The sequence below is a fragment of the Paenibacillus sp. EKM10P genome (assembly GCF_011800655.1).
In the GTDB taxonomy this organism is placed as follows: domain Bacteria; phylum Bacillota; class Bacilli; order Paenibacillales; family Paenibacillaceae; genus Paenibacillus; species Paenibacillus polymyxa.
The window spans coordinates 125,362-147,616 of the sequence record NZ_JAALET010000006.1; the positions used below are offsets into that span (position 1 = coordinate 125,362).

The 22,255-nt window shown below is 45.6% G+C and carries 16 protein-coding genes; 8 read left to right on the plus strand and 8 right to left on the minus strand.

All coding sequences use genetic code 11. The features are described from left to right. The first annotated feature begins 281 nt into the window (after positions 1 to 281). From HFE01_RS16355 to lacZ, 8 genes are all read left to right on the plus strand, one after another. Positions 282 to 803: a ClbS/DfsB family four-helix bundle protein gene (locus HFE01_RS16355; protein WP_107734441.1), complete on the plus strand. Its 522-nt coding sequence runs from the start codon at positions 282 to 284 to the stop codon at positions 801 to 803. Positions 804 to 878: 75 nt separating this feature from the next. Further along, positions 879 to 1,514 carry a uridine kinase gene (gene udk / locus HFE01_RS16360; protein WP_013368919.1) on the plus strand — a complete coding sequence of 212 codons (636 nt, stop codon included), beginning with the start codon at positions 879 to 881 and terminating at the stop codon, positions 1,512 to 1,514. Positions 1,515 to 1,750: 236 nt separating this feature from the next. Further along, positions 1,751 to 3,316: a response regulator transcription factor gene (locus HFE01_RS16365; protein WP_107734440.1), complete on the plus strand. Its 1,566-nt coding sequence runs from the start codon at positions 1,751 to 1,753 to the stop codon at positions 3,314 to 3,316. A gap of 39 nt (positions 3,317 to 3,355) precedes the next feature. Next, positions 3,356 to 5,170, plus strand: a complete 1,815-nt coding sequence (locus HFE01_RS16370; protein WP_107734439.1) for a cache domain-containing sensor histidine kinase — start codon at positions 3,356 to 3,358, stop codon at positions 5,168 to 5,170. 345 nt (positions 5,171 to 5,515) lie between these two features. Continuing rightward, a complete protein-coding gene (locus tag HFE01_RS16375; protein ID WP_025363733.1) occupies positions 5,516 to 6,805 on the plus strand; it encodes an ABC transporter substrate-binding protein in 1,290 nt (429 codons plus the stop codon). 101 nt (positions 6,806 to 6,906) lie between these two features. Beyond that, positions 6,907 to 7,803 (plus strand): carbohydrate ABC transporter permease, encoded by an 897-nt coding sequence (locus HFE01_RS16380; RefSeq protein WP_016820161.1) that lies wholly within the window; start codon positions 6,907 to 6,909, stop codon positions 7,801 to 7,803. After that, positions 7,800 to 8,624: a carbohydrate ABC transporter permease gene (locus HFE01_RS16385; protein WP_013368914.1), complete on the plus strand. Its 825-nt coding sequence runs from the start codon at positions 7,800 to 7,802 to the stop codon at positions 8,622 to 8,624. The genes HFE01_RS16380 and HFE01_RS16385 overlap by 4 nt, the downstream gene beginning before the upstream one ends. Positions 8,625 to 8,675: 51 nt before the next feature. Beyond that, the gene (gene lacZ / locus HFE01_RS16390) at positions 8,676 to 11,720 is read left to right on the plus strand and encodes a beta-galactosidase, LacZ type (RefSeq protein WP_167438539.1); all 3,045 of its coding nucleotides are present in this window, start codon (positions 8,676 to 8,678) and stop codon (positions 11,718 to 11,720) included. Between the two features lie 117 nt (positions 11,721 to 11,837). Here lacZ and HFE01_RS16395 read toward each other — a convergent pair whose 3' ends face one another. The 8 genes from HFE01_RS16395 to HFE01_RS16435 form a co-directional block, all read right to left on the minus strand. Further along, a complete protein-coding gene (locus HFE01_RS16395) occupies positions 11,838 to 13,454 on the minus strand; it encodes a DUF4179 domain-containing protein (RefSeq protein WP_107734436.1) in 1,617 nt (538 codons plus the stop codon). Further along, positions 13,438 to 13,956: an RNA polymerase sigma factor gene (locus tag HFE01_RS16400; RefSeq protein ID WP_107734435.1), complete on the minus strand. Its 519-nt coding sequence runs from the start codon at positions 13,954 to 13,956 to the stop codon at positions 13,438 to 13,440. The genes HFE01_RS16395 and HFE01_RS16400 overlap by 17 nt, the downstream gene beginning before the upstream one ends. Before the next feature lie 246 nt (positions 13,957 to 14,202). After that, positions 14,203 to 15,141 carry a YwqG family protein gene (locus HFE01_RS16405; protein ID WP_107734434.1) on the minus strand — a complete coding sequence of 313 codons (939 nt, stop codon included), beginning with the start codon at positions 15,139 to 15,141 and terminating at the stop codon, positions 14,203 to 14,205. A gap of 355 nt (positions 15,142 to 15,496) precedes the next feature. Then, a complete protein-coding gene (locus HFE01_RS16415) occupies positions 15,497 to 17,464 on the minus strand; it encodes a BglG family transcription antiterminator (protein ID WP_107734433.1) in 1,968 nt (655 codons plus the stop codon). Positions 17,465 to 17,509: 45 nt separating this feature from the next. Further along, positions 17,510 to 20,185 carry a mannosylglycerate hydrolase gene (gene mngB, locus HFE01_RS16420; RefSeq protein WP_243208207.1) on the minus strand — a complete coding sequence of 892 codons (2,676 nt, stop codon included), beginning with the start codon at positions 20,183 to 20,185 and terminating at the stop codon, positions 17,510 to 17,512. A 39-nt stretch (positions 20,186 to 20,224) separates the two neighbouring features. Continuing rightward, positions 20,225 to 21,337 (minus strand): PTS fructose transporter subunit IIC, encoded by a 1,113-nt coding sequence (locus HFE01_RS16425; protein WP_107734431.1) that lies wholly within the window; start codon positions 21,335 to 21,337, stop codon positions 20,225 to 20,227. 108 nt (positions 21,338 to 21,445) lie between these two features. Beyond that, positions 21,446 to 21,763, minus strand: coding sequence for a PTS fructose transporter subunit IIB (locus HFE01_RS16430; protein WP_107734430.1), 318 nt, complete (start codon positions 21,761 to 21,763; stop codon positions 21,446 to 21,448). Then, positions 21,763 to 22,218: a PTS sugar transporter subunit IIA gene (locus HFE01_RS16435; RefSeq protein WP_025363724.1), complete on the minus strand. Its 456-nt coding sequence runs from the start codon at positions 22,216 to 22,218 to the stop codon at positions 21,763 to 21,765. The genes HFE01_RS16430 and HFE01_RS16435 overlap by 1 nt, the downstream gene beginning before the upstream one ends. Positions 22,219 to 22,255: the final 37 nt, after the last annotated feature.

Genomic DNA, 22,255 nt, shown 5'->3' on the forward strand with positions numbered 1-22,255 from the left:
TGGAGGAAATCATATCCGTGCACCAATGAGGGCCCCTAATCGCTATACTCCAATAATTATAGGCACTTAAATAAATATTAAAATATGTCTAATTACTTATCTTTTGTCTTAATTTTTCTATTAATTTTTCGTTCTTTTTCGCGAACACACCAAATGATGTTTCATAAAATCACAAAAAACGAGATTTTTTTATTTTTGAATAAGACATACGGTTGTCATATTGAGAATGGTACATATAAAGGGGTGAGTATCACCAATTTCTCATGTAAAGGAGCGATTAGATGTCTAGCTACGACTACGCTTCCAAATCACAGTTAAAAGAAGCCATTCATACCGCCTACTTACGGTTTGACGGTGAATTCCAGGACATCGACGAAAGCCACAAGGATACTCGAATCGACGAAGTAGATAAAACACCCGCAGAAATGATTGCCTACCAGCTCGGATGGCTTCATCTCGTCATGAGTTGGGACAAAGACGAACGGGAGGGAAAAACCGTTATCATGCCCGCTCCGAATTACAAGTGGAATAGACTAGGCGAACTATACCAATCATTCTACAAGACCTATTCCCACCACTCTCTATATGAATTACGCGATATGTTCAAGTTGGCTGAGCAAACGTGGCTGGATTGGGTGGACACACTCAGTCATGAAGAGCTCTTCACCCAGGGCATTTACAACTGGACAGGCACTAATCCGAACTGGCCTATGGCGAGATGGATTCACATCAACTCCGTAGCACCGTTCAAAACATTCAGAGCTAAGATACGGAAATGGAAGAAATACAACGTGCAACAGTGATGAAAAAAAGTGTGCATTGTGCTACAATACTTGAGTTGTATCGGGATACATTTAGGGAAGGGTAAGTGAAACGCCATGCTTATTATTGGTATTGCCGGCGGTACAGGTTCCGGTAAATCGACGGTCGCACGCGCCGTCGTTGAGCGTCTGGGATCTAATAAAGTGACTTTCATATCTCAGGATAACTACTATAAAGACCATTCACATCTGAGTTATGACGAACGTGCTTTGGTCAACTATGATCATCCGTTTGCCTTTGACAACGACTTGCTGATTGAGCATCTTCAATGTCTGAAAAAAGGACAAGCAACTCAAGCGCCCGTGTATGACTTTACGGTTCATGCTCGTTCCACGGACGAGACGGTAGAGCTTCTGCCGAATCATATCGTTATGTTGGAAGGTCTGCACGTACTGTCAGACGAAAAACTCCGCAGCCTGCTTGATATTAAGGTATTTGTGGATACAGATCCTGATGTGCGCATTCTCCGTCGGGTTCTTCGCGATATTGAGGAACGCGGTCGCACCATCCATTCGATCCATGATCACTATTTGACGACGGTTAAGCCGATGCACGAGGCATTTATTGAGCCTTCCAAAAAATACGCCGACCTGATCCTGCCTGAGGGAGGACATAACGAGGTTGGTATTCAACTGCTGTCTATTTTGACTGAAAAATATTTGGCAGGAGATCGGACATGGGGTACTGTATAAAGTAATCCCGGTTGTTCAGGCTGTCGAGATTTTCTCGGCAGCCTTTTTTGTCTTTTGTATGCCATTTGAACTAAATTATCTTTGGAATCACCCTGCCGTTTATGTTAGCATGTAAAGATTAAAAGCTTTAGATTTTAGCTAAAGTTGGAAGCGTTATCAACTGTGTCCGGCAGATGATTAAGCCCTCGCCTTAATGGCGTCTTTTTTGAATAGATATAATTATGGAGAGTGCTGTCATGAATGAGCTATGCAACATTTTAATTGTAGATGATGAAATATTGGTACGGCAAGGGATCAAACATCATTTGTCGTGGGAACAATACGGATTTCGAATTGTAGGTGAGGCCTCCAATGGGAAAGAGGCGCTGGAGCTGATTGAAGCCTTGCGTCCTCATATTGTCATTACGGATATCGTAATGCCGATCATGGATGGTGAGGAACTGACACGCATCGTCAGACAGAACTATCCAGATATCGAGGTGATTGTGCTCAGCAGCTACGGCGAGTTTAATTACGTACGCTCCACCTTTCAGCAAGGTGTGGCTGACTATATTTTGAAGCCCAAGCTGGACACAGATGAGCTGCTTCAGGTGCTCCAGCGAACAGCCCGCAAAATTCCATCCATTCAGTACCAGGAGGATGCCGGGAATAATCAAATCACGATGGATCATGTGATCGAAAAATTGATCTCTGGCTATAGCATAGATTATGACGTTGAGCTGGTGAAGCAAGCATTTCCTTACGCCCGTTTTGCGCTTATAGGTATAGAACAGTCGGTACAGCAAGATAAGGGACGCTCTACCATTCCCTCGGCTTCGGACCTATTTTCCAAGCTTACAGACCGAGTAGACTCTGCCTGTGAACACATCGTTCTGCGACAGCTGCCATCGGATAGGTATGCGGCCGTTTTTTTAGCCAATCTGGGACCACGGGAATTAGATGCCTGGATGGCTGCGGTTAGGGAAGTTGCTCAAGAGACGAAGCAGGTCGATCCGCAGACAGGCTGGGCGGTCAGTCATCTATTTGATGATTTTAATCAGATTAGCAGTGTCTATCAGGATGAGCTGCCCAAATTACTAAGTTACCGTTTTTATTTCCCAGAGACAGCGCTGCTGATTGAAGATGAACTCCCTCAGCCTGTTCAGGTGAATCGTTCGTTTAACTTAAAACAGTTTACGGAAGAGATGAAGCGTGAGCATTTTGATACAGCTTTTCAGGATTTGAGGTCTTATGTAGCCGCCATGTCCGGCAACTACACCTCGACCGCTTTTGAATTCAAATCGCTGCTCGGAAATATCGTGTTCAACATTACAATTTTGCTCGGGAATCAGGGGTATGATATGAAGGAGCTTGATGCGGCGAAATATTCGTATTTCAAAACAATTAATGATGCCCCTCATGTACATGAAGCCGTACGGTTGCTGGAGACTTTTTTAGAGGAAGCGAACCGACAGATCCTGGCTAAGACGCAGCAAGGAAGTAGTGCAAGCATGAAAAAATTGCTGGAGTATATTGAGGAACATCATGCTGAAACACTCAATTTGACGAACCTTGGGCAATATTTCCATTTTAACCCCTCTTATTTATCCAGTTATTTTACGGCACACCATACAGAGGGATTTAGCGAGTATCTAAACAAAATTCGGGTTGAAAAGGCTGCTGAATTACTGCGATCGGGGACGCTGCCCATTTCAGATATTAGCAGTACAGTAGGCTATTCGGACCCCAGCTATTTTACTAAAGTGTTCAAAAAGGTGAAGGGCTACTCGCCCAGCCAGTACCGCCGGGAGCATCTCCATTAGAGAGCAAGCGCATATCTGCCAGCAGAAAAGAGATCGAATATGAAAAGATATATCCACAAGATCAAATATCAAGGTCTGTTCTTCAAAATCTTTATTGTTATGGTGGTCAGCATCACGGCGGTGTCGTTGCTGACCTCTTTGGTGACGATTCGAATGTCTGAACGACTATTCGCTGAAACATTCAGTATTACGAATGCCAAGGTGCTTAGCCAGATTCAATCCAGCTTTGAATCCTTCAATGACTCCATCGTGAATGCTGTAACCCATGCTTCGGAAAATGGAACCGTCAAAAACTATTTGACTAGCGGCCAATCTGACTCGATTAACTCGGCAAGGATTTACTTCGGTATGGCACAGCAAATGAAGCAAATTAAATCGAACGTCGATGCTTATGATGTCGGTGTCGCTGTAACAGGTCTGAACGGACGGAGCTTTTACTCCGATTCCTCCTATTGGCCTGTAACTGCGGAGCAGCTTAAGAGCAGTGCTATTACGGCCCGAAGTGTAGCACGCCCGGCACAGCTTATGTATCAAATGGATACGGAGTTATTTCATCAACAAATGACTAGCACCATGCAAAAACCCACACCCTATATCATCGCCTCTAAACCATTTATGGAGCGAACCAGTGGTACCTTGTACGGAATGATCTACATTGCCATTCGGGAGCCAGAATTTCGGCGTTTTTATAACAATTTCACGAGTAACGGTAATGATGTGCTGATCTTGGACAAATCGGGACTGATTGTATCGAGCAACCGTCAGGACCTAATCGGACAACGCTCCAGTGAGCTGCTGGGCTATGCCACCAAAATCAATGAACAGGGACTAAACTATATTAATGCGGATGTAATGAATAAGGAGAGCATCGTTCTTTCCAACTATATCCCTTCATTTGATTTTTATCTGGTGAACATGATCGATAGGCAAACCGCAGTTGGGCAAATTATTGACGTTAAATCTGTTGTCTGGATCTGTATCGCCATTGTACTGATTGCTTTGGTGATTGTTTTTCTCATTTCACGTCGCCTGATTCGTTCTCTGACTCGGCTGGTCAAGCAAATGTCGACTATACGCGAGAAAAATTTTGATAATTATATCCCGGTCACGGGTAGCTACGAGGTCAGACAGTTAAGTCATGCTTACAACTACATGCTTGATGAACTCAATGATTATATTCGTAAGCTTTTAGAAACCCAAAAAGGCCAACGAAATGCAGAGCTAGCTGCACTACAACGGCAGATCAATCCACATTTTCTGTACAATACATTGGCTTCAATCAAAATGCTAGTGCTCAAAGGAAACAAGGAAACTGCCGCCGAGACGATTAATGCGCTCATTTCCTTGCTGCAAAATACAATCAGCAATGTGAGCGAAACGATCACCATCGAGCAAGAAATGGCCAACATGCAAAATTATGTATTCATTAATCATGTGCGCTATGGGCAACGGGTACAGGTAAATTATTTTGTATCACCTGATTGTCTGGAGTATCATGTGCCCAAGCTGATTATTCAGCCTTTTATCGAAAACTCTTTTTTCCATGCGTTTAATGAGAAAAATACAGGGCACATCTATATATTGGTGTCGAAAACAGAGGATACATTGATCTGTGAAGTAGTCGACGATGGAGACGGTATGGATTTGGACGGAAATACAGCGCAGGACGGACTGCCGAATCCCAAGAGCAAACGCCAACTATTTACGGGCATCGGCATCCAGAATGTGCACAATCGCATTACCCTTTTATATGGAGAAGAATATGGCGTGACCATTTCCAGCAAGAAGGGCGAGGGCACCAAAGTAAGAATGACACTGCCTCTAATCGTAAAACCCGCTCCTCCTACCCCATAAAAAATATAGGTTAAACGAAACAAAAAAGGTGGAACAAGAACGGAGTGGGCGGAATGGTGCTAGCCATCTAGGCACAACAGCGATGGGAAGCACCATCCGGCCGCGCAGTGGCGCTTCGTGAAAATCTTTAGTTCAATCTATAAAAACTACCTAAGTCTAAAGAAAGTACAAATGTAAGCGGTACCTTTTTGGATAAATCATAATAATAAGACCAATCTGTATAAAGATATTCCTAACTGCCAGTAAAGCAAGGATGATAAACTAAATTCATAAACAAGGTAACCGCTTTCAAAAAAAGTTCTACATGGTTAGCAACATATAAAAAAAGAGTAGGGGTTGAATAAAATGAAAAAAATGTCTTTCCTTCTGCTGATTGCAAGCTTGATCTTGTTATCCGCATGCTCCAGCAATTCTGAGAAAGCAGCTACGACCACAGATTCAGGCAAGAAAGAAATTACGGTCTGGGCTTGGGACCCGAACTTTAACATCGCAGCCCTGAAGCTGGCAAAAGATCGTTATGTTGCCAAACATCCTGATGTAACCGTAAACATTGTTGAATATGCTCAAAACGATATCGTACAAAAAATGAATGCCGGTCTCAACTCCGGTTCTACCAAAGGATTGCCGAACGTGGTTCTAATTGAGGATTACCGGGCACAGAACTTCCTGCAAGCCTATCCCGATTCTTTCCATGATATGACTAATTCGATCAAAGCATCTGACTTCGCTGATTATAAAATCGGACCGACTAGCTACAACGGCAAGCAATATGGAGTTCCTTTCGATTCCGGCGTTATGGGATTGTATGTAAGAACGGATTATCTGGAACAAGCTGGCTACAAAGTAGCGGACTTGACCAATATTGATTGGGACAAATTTATTGAAATCGGTAAAGCTGTAAAACAAAAAACAGGCAAAGATATGCTGACTCAAGATCCGAATGACCTCGGTCTGATCCGTGGCATGATCCAAACTGCAGGTTCTTGGTACCTGAAAGAAGACGGTAAAACACCAAACCTGGCTGGTAATCCAGCTCTGAAAGAAGCGCTCTTGACGTACAAATCCTTGTTCGACGCCAACATTGTTAAAATGAATGCCGACTGGAGTCAATTCTTGGCCGCATTCAACAGCGGTGCAGTTGCTTCTGTACCTACAGGTAACTGGATTACACCTTCGATTAAGGCAGAAGCTTCGCAATCCGGTAAATGGGCTGTTGTTCCTTTCCCTAAACTGAAAAATATACCTGAATCCGTGAATGCTTCCAGCCTCGGCGGCAGCTCCTGGTATGTCCTCAACTCGGACGGTCAAGATACCGCTGCTGATTTCCTGAAAGAAACATTCGGTTCAGATACAGAGCTGTATCAAGATATGCTGAGCAAAATCGGAATTGTTGGTTCATTGAACGCAGCTTCCAGCGGTAAAGCTTATGACGTGGAAGATGCTTACTTCGGTGGCGACAAAGTATACAAGAAATTTGCTGATTGGACTAAACAAGTTCCAAAAGTCAATTATGGCCTGCACACTTATGCGATTGAGGACATCATGACTGTTGAAATTCAAAACTACCTGAACGGAAAAGATGTAGATGCAGTTCTGAAGGACGCTCAAGGACAAGCGGAAGCACAGCTTAAATAAGTCAGTCCATCTAGCCAAGGCTAAACAATAAAACGATAAGCACTTAAAACCTTGGGCTTGCGAGTTCAAGGTTTTATTGCTGCATAGGGAGTTGACATGGTATGAAGACAGCCGCGCCCAAAATGACTACAACACGTCTTAAAGCAGGTATGACAGGATGGTTGTTCATATCCATCGCAGTGATCATGATTGCCGCCTTTTATTTCTATCCGATGATTCAGGCGCTAATCTTATCCTTTAAGACGGGTACTGGGTCTAATCTGAGCTTTAACGGCATTGATAACTATAAGCGTCTGTTCACTGACAAAATGTTCATTACCGCTGTGAAGAATACGTTTATTTATTTAATTTTCCAGGTACCTTTAATGGTCATTCTGGCTCTGTTTATTTCCGTATTGTTGAATGATAAAAACCTAAAATTCAAAGGCTTTTTCCGCACCGCCATCTTCTTGCCGTGTATCACATCCCTTGTAGCCTATTCGGTTGTTTTCAAGTATCTGTTCTCGGCTGACGGTTTGGTAAACTCCTTGTTGCTGAACCTGCACGTGATTGGCACGCCAATCCAATGGATTACAGATCCTTTCTGGGCCAAAGTAACGATTATTATCGCGATCACATGGCGCTGGACAGGGTACAACATGATCTTTTACCTGTCGGGTCTTCAAAACATTGACAGTTCCATCTACGAAGCGGCCCGTATTGACGGAGCTTCCCCGATCCGGCAGTTTTTCAGCATTACCGTTCCACTGCTTAAGCCGATTATCCTGTTCACCTCGATTACATCGACGATTGGTACACTTCAGCTCTTCGATGAAATCATGAATATTACCAAAGGTGGACCAGGTAACGCGACATCTTCCATTTCGCAATATATTTATAATCTGTCCTTCAAGTATTCATCCGACTTTGGTTATGCGGCGACCGTATCTTATTCCATCGTCATTATGATCATTATCTTGTCGATTATCCAGTTTAAAGTGGCAGGTGAGAAAAAATGATGAAAACAAAAAGAGCATTTACGTACGCCTTTCTGATTCTTGTGTCATTCATTTCGATTTTCCCGTTCCTGTGGATGCTATCCAGCTCCACGAACCTGTCAGTCGATGTGACCAAAGGCAAGCTTCTGCCAGGCTCCCATCTGATGGATAACATGCACAATCTGCTCGAACAAGTAGACATCGTTACAGCACTAAGCAATTCTGCAAAGGTTTCCATCTCAACGACGTTGCTGGCGATGCTCATTGCATCACTGGCTGGTTATGGCTTTGAAATTTACAGAAGTAAAGCGAAAGACGTTGTCTTCAATATCCTGCTGATGTCAATGATGATTCCGTTTGCGGCAATCATGATCCCGCTTTACCGGATGTTCGGCAGCATTTCTAATGTGATACCGTGGATCGGCATTGATACGCTCTCTTCTGTCGTTATTCCGACCGTAACTACGGCGTTCCTGATCTTCTTTTTCCGTCAAAGCACCAAGATGTTTCCCAAGGATCTGCTGGAAGCTGGCCGGATGGATGGATTATCCGAGCTGGGTCTGTTCTTCCGGGTGTATATGCCTACGATGAAAACAACCTATGCCGCTGCCGCAATTATCACGTTCATGTCCAGCTGGAACAACTACCTCTGGCCTCTGATTGTACTGCAAACGCCAGAAAATCAAACCATCCCGCTGTTGATCTCGAACCTCGGCTCCAGCTATGCACCGGACTACGGCGTTATTATGATCGCCATTGTCCTGTCCACATTGCCGACTGCACTGGTATTCTTCCTGATGCAGAAGCACTTTGTCGCAGGTATGGTCGGCTCGGTAAAATAATAGATTTCTGTATACGGTCTTCATTCAATTTAAAAATAAGGAGTGTTCGCCTTGACCATTCATACCCCTAGTCTGGACTGGCTCACCGATGTGACCAAATTCGCGGTAAATCGCTTGCCTGCCTATTCCGATCATAAATATTACGCCACGCTTCAGGAAGCAGAGCACCAGGCCGATATGGCCTGGCGTCACAGCCTGAATGGGAGCTGGAAGTTCAACTATGCGACGAATCCAGCTACTCGCCCAGCAGAATTCTATGCCCCTGACTTTGAGTATAGCGGCTGGAGCGATATTCAAGTGCCGGGTCATATTCAGACGCAAGGCTTCGGTCAAATGCAGTACGCCAATACGATGTACCCGTGGGACGGACATTCGGACGTTCGTCCACCTCATATTCCACAAGACCACAATCCGGTCGGGAGCTATATCAAAAGCTTTGTTTTGCCTGAAAATATGGCTTCTGACGCGCAGCCTGTGTTCATTTCTTTTCAAGGTGTTGAGTCGGCTTTCTATGTATGGCTGAACGGACAATTTGTCGGTTACAGCGAGGACAGCTTTACACCGTCTGATTTTGAACTGACACCCTACCTGCAAGCTGGCGAAAACAAGCTGGCGGTAGAGGTATATCAAAGAAGTACGGGAGCTTGGCTGGAGGATCAGGATTTTTGGCGTTTTTCCGGCATTTTCAGAGACGTATATTTGTACACGATCCCTACTGTTCACGTACGCGACCTGCATGCCAAGGCGGACCTGGATGCTACCTACACGCAGGGCCTGCTGGAATTGAAACTGACTTTGGAGCAACCAGCAACAGCCCATACAACTGTCGATGTGAAGGATGCCACCGGACATATAGTAGCTTCTTTGAAAGCTGACTTTACAGATGGCATCGCCTCGCTGTCAGCAACTTTGGAGCAAGTAGAGCGCTGGAGCGCGGAAAGGCCTTATTTGTACACGTTGTTCATTCAAATTTATGATGCCGATGGAACACTCGTCGAGGTGATCCCACAAAAGGTTGGTTTCCGCAAATTCGAGATGGTGAACAAGGTCATGCATCTGAATGGCAAGCGCATTGTGTTCAAGGGCGTGAACCGTCATGAATTTAACGCTCGTACCGGGCGTGCAATTTCCCGTGAAGATATGCTGTGGGATATTCGGACACTCAAGCAGAACAATATGAACGCTGTACGTACCTCTCATTATCCGAATCAGACACTGTGGTATGAGCTGTGCGATGAGTACGGGATATACGTGATTGACGAAATGAACCTGGAAACACACGGTTCCTGGCAAAAACTCGGCGCGGTCGAGCCTTCGTGGAATATTCCGGCCAATCTGCCTGAATGGCAGGATATCGTTATGGATCGCGCTATTTCCATGCTGGAACGGGACAAAAACCATGCATCCATTCTGATCTGGTCCTGCGGAAATGAGTCGTATGCAGGCGAAGTGCTACGCAATGTCGCTAACTATTTCCGGTCCACCGATCCGAGCCGTCTGGTACACTACGAAGGCGTGTTTCACAATCGTACGTATGATGATACCAGCGATATGGAGAGCCGGATGTACGCCAAGCCCGCTGATATCGAGCAATACTTGAATGACAATCCACAAAAGCCGTATATCAATTGCGAATACATGCATGCGATGGGCAATTCTGTGGGCGGCATGCACAAGTATACCGAGTTGGAGAACAAATACGAGCTGTATCAGGGCGGTTTTATTTGGGATTACATCGACCAAGCGGTCATGAAAAAAGATCGTTACGGACGCGAGTACCTCGCGATCGGCGGCGACTTTGACGACCGTCCAACAGACTATGGCTTCTGTACGGACGGAATTGTCTATGCGGACCGGAAGGTTTCACCGAAGATGCAGGAGGTCAAATTCCTGTACCAAAATTTGAAGCTCATCCCGGATACCAAAGGTGTGACCATTCGCAACGAAAACCTGTTCGAGGGAACAGGGGACTATGAACTGGTATACAGCCTGTTGCATGAAGGTCAAGAGATCACGCGAAATGTGAGTCATGTGGATGTGGCGGCTCAGACCGAAGCCTATATTCCATTGACGTTCCCAAGCACAGACGGGAAGCCTGGGGAATATGTCATTCACACGGCGCTTGTATTGAAGGAAGCGACGATTTGGGCTGAGGCTGGGCATGAAGTGGCCTTCGGGCAGCATATTTTCATTGTGGAAGATCCAAGTCCGCTAAAAGCTCCTACAGGTGGAGCCCTACGAGTAGTACATGGCGATGTAAATATTGGCGTTCACGGTGCAGATTTCAGCATCATGTTCTCCAAAGGAGCAGGTAGCCTGACTTCACTTCGCTACGCGGGACGTGAGATGATCGCTACGCCTCCTGCCCCGTTGTTCTGGCGGGCGACCACAGACAATGATCGGGGAACCGCACTCGGTTTTGAAGCTGGTGGCTGGTTCGCTGCAAGTCTGACGCGTAAATGTGTGGGTATCGAGGTCACGGAAGAGCAGGCAGACCGTGTGACCATTACGTTCCGCTACACGCTGAGCATTCATGCAGACGTACAGGTAACGGTAGCCTATACCGTCTTGGCGGACGGCAGTCTGAACGTAAAATCCACCTATGAAGGTGTATCGGGACTGCCTAACCTGCCGATCTTTGCCCTTTCGTTCAAGGTTCCAGCGGACTACCGCCATCTGGACTGGTATGCGATGGGACCAGAGGAGAATTACATCGACCGGGCCTTCGGTGCTAGACTTGGCGTATTCCGCAACGAAGCTGCGGATAACGTGTCCGGGTATGTCGTGCCACAGGAATCCGGCAATCGTACAGGCGTGCGCCGTGTCGATATTACTAACGATTCCCAGCGGGGCATCCGCATTACCGCACCTGCCACCGCGCCGGTGGAATGCAATATTTCGCCGTATACAGCGTTCGAGCTGGAAAGTGCATACCATGTGTATGAGTTACCGAACGTTTATTACACCGTTGTCACCGTAGCTGGCAAGCAAATGGGCGTAGGCGGCGACGACAGCTGGGGTGCTCCAGTACATGAGGAATATCAAATTCCAGCCGATCAAAAGCTGGAATTCGAGTTCACCGTGCAGCGGATATAAATAAACTCCCCCCATAGGCAAGTATATATAACAAAAGCCCTTCCGCTGCTTCCCTCATGGAAAGCCGGAAGGGCTTTTATATTTACGTATCTGTAGAATAGGCGGCGAACGCCCTATCTATTTCAAAACAACTTCAATATCACGTCCAGGATCACTGTACTTGTAGATGCCAGGATTTAGTTCCAATCTTCCGTCTAATTTAATATCTTTATAACGATCAACATTAACGCCTGTGGATACCATACCCTTCGCAATGATCTCAGGTACTACTTCTTTGCCGTTAATTCGCATCGTTGTTTGGCTGACACCTTTGAAGCCAGGGGAACCGGATTTCGATTCGACAATCAAATCTTTTCCCTCTATATAGTATGCAAAATCAATTTGATAACCGTCCGCTTTAAGGCCAGCGAACTGTTTCTCTCCTTTAGGTTTATGAAGTGTGACCCAATTTTTAGACGTATCACGTTTCTCAATGACAGCATCTTTCAATATAAGTTTCATTGGAACATCAGACCAGTCCTTATACCATTCTGGAGATTCAAACTGATATAAGTGTTGATAACTTTCAGGATCAACTCCTTTAATATTCCGACCTCCGCTAATTTTTTTATCACCTATAACCAGTTGAGCTGTTTTATAATGAACATTTCCCTTTTTAAGTGAATCACGCTCTGTTACTAGAATTTCAATATCCAAGGGGGTAACAATCAGTTGGTCTAGGGTAGCGCCTGTATTATTTTGGAATTCAGTGCTGCTATGCAACTTCTTAGAATACATCGCTTCACTTGCTTTTTTCCCATCCGCTTCAAATTCGAACTTCCAGGTGCCCTCAATTCGTTTTGCTTCCTCAATGTAACTAAAATGGAGGTTTGCCTTACTCCAATCTTGTGCAGTCATGTTGAATACCTGCTCAATATTCAAGTCTGGGCTGTCGCTAGGTAGAATGGTGGGGATTGCGTCTATTTCTTTGTCGCCCACTTTCATTACTAAATGCGGGTTCCCACGTCCTAAATCGGATGGAGCTGTAGCAACTCTAAAGCGGACAACAGTCTTGTTGTTGGTTTGTCGAACGGATTCTATATAAATGTTAGGATACTGCTTGGTCCCCGTAACAAGTGTATCCCCGGCTTGATAATCCGTCTTTAGAGGAATGTCCTGATTACGATAAAAAATTAGATTCTGTGCCTCAAGTGTGTAATCTTGTTTCCGATCTTTTAATGTATCAACAGTTTCATAAATACCAAGGAGTTTCTGGCTTTTAGGATCGTAATTTAAATATCCGTGTGCTCGTTCCTTGTTATTAGAATTGCTAGTTACCATAGTGTTCTCTATAGCAAACCCAATATAACTGGTTGGATCGATTCCTGGATCCAGAGAGATAAGCATTTTCATTTTTTCACCATCTGTTACAACACCATTCAAATTCATCGTAATGCCTGCATTGGTTGCTTTTAGATCATACCGCTGGCCAATACCATTATTTAGCGCATTGGTTACACTACGTCCGCCTATTTTATCCCAATTAATAGTTACACTAGCGAATACAGGGATGGCAACGAGTAAAAAACATGATAATACGATACTCACAGGAACAATTTTTGTTCTAGGTGTAGGTGCTTCCTCTGACTGTTGCAGAGTTTCTTTTCGTCTGGCTGCTTCCTGTTCTATATTCACCCACATTGCATCATATTCAGGTTGAGGAATATGCTGTTCTTTTTCAAAATACCGACTCACTGCTATTCATCTCCTTTACTTGAGATACCACCATTTTTTTTAGCAGTTTAAGCCCCCGATTTAATCTGGATTTAGCTGTTCCTTCGGGTATATTTATAACTCTAGATATTTCCGGCACAGTCAATTCGTTTACATAACGAAGGATCACGACCATTCGAATTTTATCTGGAAGCTTGTTATATAGCTTGTGTAGCTCTGTCTGAGTTTCTCGATGATATAAGCTCTCTTCCACCGGATTAAATGAATGAGGGCGTGACAATAAAAAAGTTCGTATTTCCTTCATCAGCCCAGTCTTTCGCCTTCTAAGCACATTGCTGCACTCATTGGAAGCAATTCGTAAAATCCATGATTTGAGATCTTGTACCTTTGACCTGTCGGCCAAGATTGCTTTGACAAATACCTCTTGGCAAACATCTTCCGCATCTGCTTGATTTTGCATCAGATAATAGCAAAAATAATATATCTGTTCCTTATATAGTTCAAATAGCTCTCGATCAGTCATATGTGTGTCCCCCCCTTGTTGTGGTCTCATCTATAAGACTAATAACAGAGTACAATCGTTCATTTACATCTAAAAAAGGCAGTCCTATATAGGACCACCTTTGATTAATCGTTCAATTCCCAACGGTCAGGCAAAACAAACCTACTGTGCCATATGCTCAATTCACTACTTTTTATCAAACAAAAAAGCACCCTGCTCTAACCCCGGCCTTTTGCCTTCGTCATAAACATGAGTCTGTCGCCCTGGCTAGCTCGTAGCCAGATTAACATACGTTCGCGTGAAATCAAGGTTTTGCAAGTCCCTTTGATCTATAAAAAACTCCAAATACCCTGCGTCCCACCAGCACATACCGACCTCATTCAAGGATGATACCGAGAGCAGAACATGCCAATTTGCTGAAGCTTGATCGTGCTTTTCCCGGTTAGCCTGGTATTCTTGCAGCTGAGGCAGCACTCTGGATCGTAACTGCTCCGCATACTCCGTACTTCCCCTATGCATAGCTTGCTCGGCTTCCTGATGGATCTGACTCTCACTCTTATGCCAGTTAAACAGAAGACCCTCCAGCCCGTTTCGGCACAGATAAGCATCCCGACGAGTATTCCCGGCAAAAGACTGATGCTGTCCCCACACCGTGTCGCTATGTTCATATAGAAGCTCATAAAGCTCTTCGTACTGATCTACAAGAATATCTCCTAGTTCACCCTCCGAGGGTAGTGTCAGGATCGGATGAAAGGAAATTGCATACGCGGTGAAATCCCTGTTCTCGGCACATACTTCAACCTTCCCATTCGGCGGCAAAGTTTTCTGCAAAGCGCTGCTATCGCCGTTATAGTAAAAGATTTTATGCTCAATATCATAAGCTGGCTCATCCAGCCCAAGAAAAAAGTATAGTATGCCCTGATGGGGCAATCCCTCAAATGGTGAAAAAGGCAACTCACTTAGATTGATCTGAGCAATAAACGTATAATATTCTCCGTCTGAATTACACGGCCACTCGATCGAAGGCGGCAAATCTGGATAGCCGGCGATCCGACTATTTCCAACATGTTCATAGTTTTCCTCATGCTCTAGATGAAATTGTATCGTAGCTTCGGCTTCCTGATAGAGCTCTTCTTTTAATTCATCATCAAGTGAATGCTCTTCGAGTATTCGAGTCAGTTCTTCCTTTAATGGTGATTTCAGCATCTCACTCGCCCCTTTTGAATGAAATAATATAAATATATTCCCCATACAAGTCTTACATAAGATTACCAAATTACAGTCTGACAAGCTATTTCTCTAGCAGATATAAGCTGAAAAATTATATGTTTATATATTATAAAACTATGTATGAATTGTTATAACGGTTAAATAGTATAATAAGGAGGATAAAGAGATGGGTAAGGTGATTGGAATGGAACGTAAAATTACTAAATTCGGAAACAGCTTAGGGATAACCATAAATTTTCGTTGGATCAGCTAGCTTTATTAATCAAGCTTCACTCTTCCAAACTACATGGATGAACCAAAAAAAGAGATCACGCATGATCTCTTTTTTACCTTAATAAAAATCATTACTCTTGACTGCGAGCACCTGACGGGCGATTAGCATAAAGGCATCAAAGGAATGACAATGCTTTAATCGTTCAAGCGTTTCCTCCTGCCGGATCAGTTCTACAAACAAATCATAAATTCCCATGGCCTGCTCATAGTCCTCTTTGCAGATTGAGAGCAGGAATACTACGTGAACCTCATGGTTAGCGTCCCATTGGATCGGATTTTCCAGCAAGCACACACTTACGACTGTTCGGTTAGAACTTAGCTCCAGAGGATGGGGAATGGCCATTCCTCGATCCAGCGCAGTAGAACCCAGCTTCTCTCTTTCTTTGACTGCTGGCAAAAACTTGTCGGTCACCACTCCTTTTTGCTTTAAAATATCGCTCATTTCTTCAATCAGGGTATCTTTGCTCGGCTGATCGGAGCGAGTCATAAACCATTCCTTGTCAAAATACCGCAGCAGTGATGTCTCCTGTTCCTCATCGCTGGCACGTACCATCCGTGTCATGGTCTCCATATCCCGTTCCGAAGGAATCGGGCTAATCACCGCCGAAGGCTTATCCTTACGCTGCTGCAAGTGAATGGTCGAAACGACCAGGTCCTCATCGACGGTGGACATTTCCTCGTATTCCCGAAGGGAAACCACACGGGATACATCCAGCTCAGCAAACAGCGAACGCAGCCTGGATTCCAGAATACGGGCGGTTCCGTAGCCGGAGCCGCACACCAGCAACACGGTTTTGCGACGCCGATGAGGAATATGGTATTTACGTTCCAGTGCAGCTCCGATATGAAGTGCCAAATAACCGATCTCGTTATCGTTGATGTCGTATGGAAACGATTTTTGCAGTTCTTTTACTGCACCTACTGTGATTTCATAAGCAAGCGGATAATACTTGCGGATATGTCCAAGCAGCGGATTGCGCATGTTCATGCCATGCTCCAGCCGGATCAGCATTGGCTTTAAATGTACAAATAAATCCCGGGATAACCGTTCATCGTCACGCAAGTCATAGGTGAAGCGTTCATAGACAAACGTCAGCATCCCGTGCACTGTCAAGAAGAGACGGTCAGACTGAAGACGCTCCCACTCGGTTTCGGTCATCTTTTTGCTGACAATATGCAGCAGAACATAATCCAGTTCTCCTTCAGGGCAGATGATGCCAAATACCTCTTCCATTTCCCTCATAATGGTGGTAGCCAATTCAATATCCCGCTGACTGCCCACCACTGCCTCAAAGCGTTCTATCCCATGTCCTTCCTTCACCCGCAGCACCATGACCGCCAGATGAGTAATAAGGTCTTTCAGGGCCAAATCAGCCATTTTGGTCCCCACGCTCCGCAAATGCTTTAGAATAATTGTGCGGATCTGCGAGAGATCTAATCCTTGAAACAGCTGTTGTTGCTCCAAGGGCATGCCGCTGCGTTGCCCCTCTTCATCGCGGATATCGGCATATTCAGCCAGACAGTAACGAATATTCTTTTCTTCCCCTACCACCTTCACACCATGTCCTGGCTTGGTGCGCAGGGTGAGGCTATAATCCTCCAGAATCTGACGAATGATTTTAGAATCATTATTCATTGTTGCCCGGCTAATATACAGCTCATCGGCGAGGCCCTCCATCTTCACGTATTCCCCCGCATTCAGCAGCTTGAACAGCTCATACCGTATGCGCTCTTCTGGAGCCTCTGGCAGGCGCTGACCTACTTCTGTTTCTTCTTGACTTTCATCCGCGAACAAACCGTATCTCTCATGATCATCAACCCTGATCGTATAGCCGCTGCCCCTTTTGGATTCCAGGTGTGCTCCAAATTCATTCAGCATACCATCCAGCTTCTTGAGGTCGTCGCGGATTGTCCGTTCCGTGACCTCCAGCCGCTCAGCGAGCGCCTTGGTGGTCCAAGACCAGCCTTGATCATTTCCACTAATGAGCTGGTACAGCTTTTTCAAGCGTTTGTAGGGAAAAACCATGTAGATTAAGACCTCCTTTCCGATAAACCGTATTTTACTGCCACGTTACTTTATTTCCGGGGTTACCAGTACTGTCAGCAGCTTGCAATGCTGCAATTCCGGCAATTGTGCACCCTCCGAAGCGGATGCAACCAGTGTCTCCCCCTTGGAGCGCTCATCCAGCGAAACCAACTCGTAGTGGGCTGATCCACCATATGTGATACGTGCAGTTGCGTCTTTCCTCAGATAAGGATTAAACACACGAACGACATACCCATCGCTATGTTCTGCTTTCTTGAATGCACTTAAGATGACGTTGGAAGGCTCGCTAAATGATAACAAGCTGTAGTTTTGCTCGAATATTCGCTCTTCGTCACGGAAGGCAAATATTAAGCGACCGTTGAGAAAATCAGACAGCTGATAACTGGACAACGGCGTTAAATATTCCTTCGCTGCTCGAGCGATGTCCGCCTCATCAAACCCAGACTCGTGGACATGTAGAGCAAACGTAAACGAAAGCTCACCTAGCAGCTGTGCGTCCGGCGTTTCGACGATCTTTTCTCCCGAGGCACGACCTGGGCGATATAGCAGATTCTCCTTACCCATATATCCAAAAGTACGGAATAACGTCAGCGCTATTGTATCATGTTCAGGGCCTATGATTTCATATTCTCTTACCCCTTCGGTCAGCACCGCTACTCCACGTGAGCCATCGTTTAACGCAACATAGCTTTGCATCGCCTCTATGGTGATCGGCTTCTCCGTCCACTGCTCCCGTTCCCATACCTTTACTTCCTCCAGCGTAGTTGGACGGGCAATGACGCCGAACGGCTGATCTGCAATGGATAGCTTGGAGGCAATCCCGGTATCAAAAAGCACCCGCAGACGGTGACTCAACACCTGATTGTCCACATCCACTGAGAAACGTATCAGACGCTCGCCTTTACGTAGCGAGACCGATGCCTGTAGTGGCAACTCAGCCGAAGTCAGAGCAGCGGAACGCTCATTTAAGTCATACGGAACCTTCAGCTTCATCCGAAGGGATAGATCCTCGGCTACCGGACCTTTGGATGTTATCGTCTCCACATCAGCACCAAGCGAAGAAACAGTAAGATCACGTTCTGGCGGAGAATAGTTGTAGGAATCTCCGTCATCTCCATTTTCCTCGAAAACCATTTGATCCACGTACACACGCCCCGAGACTTTATCCGTAATACTTAATGCCCCCTTCTCCTGTACAGATATCGTAAAAAATTCATTTTCAATACAGTCTCCGTTGCTGCGTTCTGCTATCGCATCCCCAGTCGAACTGAAATCAAACACGATTTGTGTATACCCCATAGCAGGGACTTCCTGAAGCTCCACTAACAGCTTGGCACGAAACACACGCTCAGGCAGGTACACCTTTTTGCTCGGATTCAGATCAATATGCTGACCAAGCACGTAGTCGGTTTGTTCCACTTTCTCGGTAATCGTATATGGAAGCTGCTGACCCTTCGTATCCCGAATGACAAAGCTTCCTTCCGGCAAGTAAGCTTCAATCTCCGTCACTCCCTTGCGCTGATAAGGCAACGTATTAAAGACGGTGAAGGCAAAAGTCTCCTCCTGCTTAATCTTCGACGCGATCATTCGCTTGTGCAGCTCTAATAAATTCTCCGCGATATCGCGCGCCTGTTTGTAACGAAAGGCCACATCTCGGTTCGTCGTATCACTATTGCAGCCACCAATGCTGTCGTGAGCCGCATTTTCAAACAACAGCAACCATATATCCTTCACGATATGATGTGGATATTCATGTCCAAGTGCATGACTGATCGACAGTACAGGCTCCAGCGTATTCACGATTAAGTTTTCAATCTCATTATTTTGCTGCTTAAGGTCGGCCCGTGTGGAAAAAATCGACTTATGAATACGCATATGCTTGGCTTCCATAAGCTCTCCTTCCAGTACAGGAAGGTCACTGCTGTCTTTTTCAATCTCTTCAAGGAAACGTTCCGGCTCATTCATCACATATTCCCGTTCCGGGTCCAGCTCGTTAAACGTGCGAATCAGTTCCGGCAAGTTCAAGCGGATCGGCGCCTGATCGAAACCGTTGGGAAAATAAACATGGCGAGTGGACGCTTTTTCTTCCAGCGCACCAATCTGACTATCGAGATACGCCTCAAGTTCTCCCGCTTCCTCCGGAATATTGCCACCATAGTAGTAGCCAAACGGCATCTGTACCGCAAACACTTGACTGCCATCCGATCCCTTCCACAAAAACTCGGTTTTTGGATTGGTGTTATCTGCCACCCCACGCCAGAATAGAAAATGCCGAATACCAAACTCCTGATAAATCTGTGGCATCTGCGCCGATTGACCGAAGGCATCCGGCACATATCCGACCTTCATGGCATGACCGTATTTCTGTGCGGTTTCCATACCGTAATACAGGTTACGTACAATAGATTCTCCGGAAATCACCAATTGGTCGGTCTGCGTATACCACGGTCCAGTCATCAGACGCTTATCGCTTACTAGGCGGCGAATGCGCTCTTCATCTTCCGGGCACCAGCGGGTATAGTCGTCGAGCAATGACCCTTGAGCATCCAAAAGATAGTATTTAAAACCGTCCCCGTTTTCCAACGCATCCAATACTTCTTTCACATGCTTCACCAAGTAGACTTTCGATCTGGAAGTGGTAAAATACCATTCCCGGTCCCAATGAGTATGGGGTATGACATGCACTTTTGTACGGCTCATATCTCGTTCTCCCTCCATCTATCTTCTGTCTAGTGATATTTAGTCAAATACAAGTTCTATGTCTTCTCCATTTTTCTTAACAGATGCCTCTTTCGCTTCAGCCTGCTGCTCTTCCTCACGGAAGTTGACGAGCAAGGTTCCAGCTACAATGATCAATGCGCCTGTAATCCCTCCAGCCAGATATGCAAACGGAGTACCGACGGATATCGCGCCATACAAACCGCCAATTGGAGGCATGATGACATGTGCGCCTAGCAAAGCTGTCAATGCTGCACCTGCTGCGCAGGCAATCATGTTTATTGGAATCAGCTTGGCAGGATTACGCAGTGTAAACGGGATAGCCCCTTCTGTAATTCCGATAATGCCCATGATCACAGAGCCCTTTCCAGCTTCCCGATACGTTTTGGAAAAGCGTTTTTTCAAAATTAGAGTTGCAATTCCATAGCCCAGAGGTGGAATACAGATCGCAATATTTACGAAAATATTAGGTAAATACACGCCCGACAGGAATAATGCATTTCCCGCCATCCAAGCTGCTTTATTAACAGGGCCCCCAAGGTCGAACCCGATCATAGCCCCCAAAATCAAGGCAAGCACCAGGGTGCTGGTTCCGCTCTCACTCATATGCTTAATCCAGTTGACCAGTCCTTCATTAATCGCGCTCAACGGCCCACCCAGAATGACGGACATGAGAATCCCGGTTAAGCCTACCGTAATGAGCGGCAAAATAATCAGCGGAACAGAACCAGCGGCTGGGCCTGTAATTTTCACTTTGTTTTTCACCCAGAGGGTGACATACCCCGCAAAAAAACCTGCAACAAGAGCGCCTAGAAAGCCCGCATTTGTTTCCTGCGCCAGCACACCGCCGATCAGCCCTGCAGCAAGTGCAGGCTTGTCAGCAATCGAATAGGCGATATACCCAGCCAGAACCATGTTTAGCAGTCCAATTCCGCGCCAACCTACATTTTCAACTAAGTATAAAATATGAAGAAAACCACTTTTGTCAGCATATGGGCCAAAGTCGGTGACCCCCATGGTCAGACCGATAATTTTACATACGGCAACAATCAAGGAGCCTGCAATAATAACTGGAAGCAAATAAGAAATGCCTGTCATCAGATGCTTTTTAGCTTCACCGAGCCATTTTTTCATCGTGTTCTCCCCCATCATGAATACTACTGTTAATTCAAAGGCTCATCGGACAATCGGATAACATGTAAGTCAGCTACGCTGCTGATTCTCCGTGTTGCCTTCCTAACCTTATTTTTGAGCAGAGATCGCTTCCACCGCTTTGGTGAGTACCGCTTCCGCATTGTTGACCGCATGGCCGATTTTAACGCGAACGATTTTTTTATCTTCAAACCGCTCCGCATCCTTCACCGTCTGATCCGAAGCAATCAATACAAAATCCGCCGCTGCAATGTCTTCCTCTGTAAGCTTGTTCACTTGGCCTAATGCACCTTGCTGTTCCACTTTAATATGGTGACCGAGCTGTGCCGCCGCTTTTTCCAGCGCTTTGGCCGCCATTGGAGTATGAGCCAACCCTGCAATACACGATGTAACGCCTACAATTTTCATTATGACACCAACCCTTCTGTATACTGTTCCAGCAAATGATACACATCGCCGCTACTATTCGCGTCCGCTACCGCCTCTTTGAAGGAATCTTCTAAAAGCAGGGTTGCGAGCGAGGAAATAATTTGTAAATGGGATACATCCACAGACCCTTTAGGCACTAAAATACTAAAAATATACTGGACAGGCTTGCCATCATGAGAGTCCCAGTCAATGCTATGTTGCAATCGGATGACGAGGACTGCCGGTCTGGTGACCACCTCGCTTTGCGTATGAGGGATGGCAAACTGGTCCTGAAGCCCTGTCGAATATACCTTTTCCCTCTCCCATAAATCCTGCACCAGTTGCTCCCTATGGACGGTGACACCCAGCTTTTCAGCCTCTTGAGCAATAAACTCAAACACAGCCGATTTGGTCTCCAGCTTCTCATCCAAATAAATCTGTTCTCTAGTAATCATGGTGGATGTCTCTCCTCCCCTCTATCTACAAGTGAAA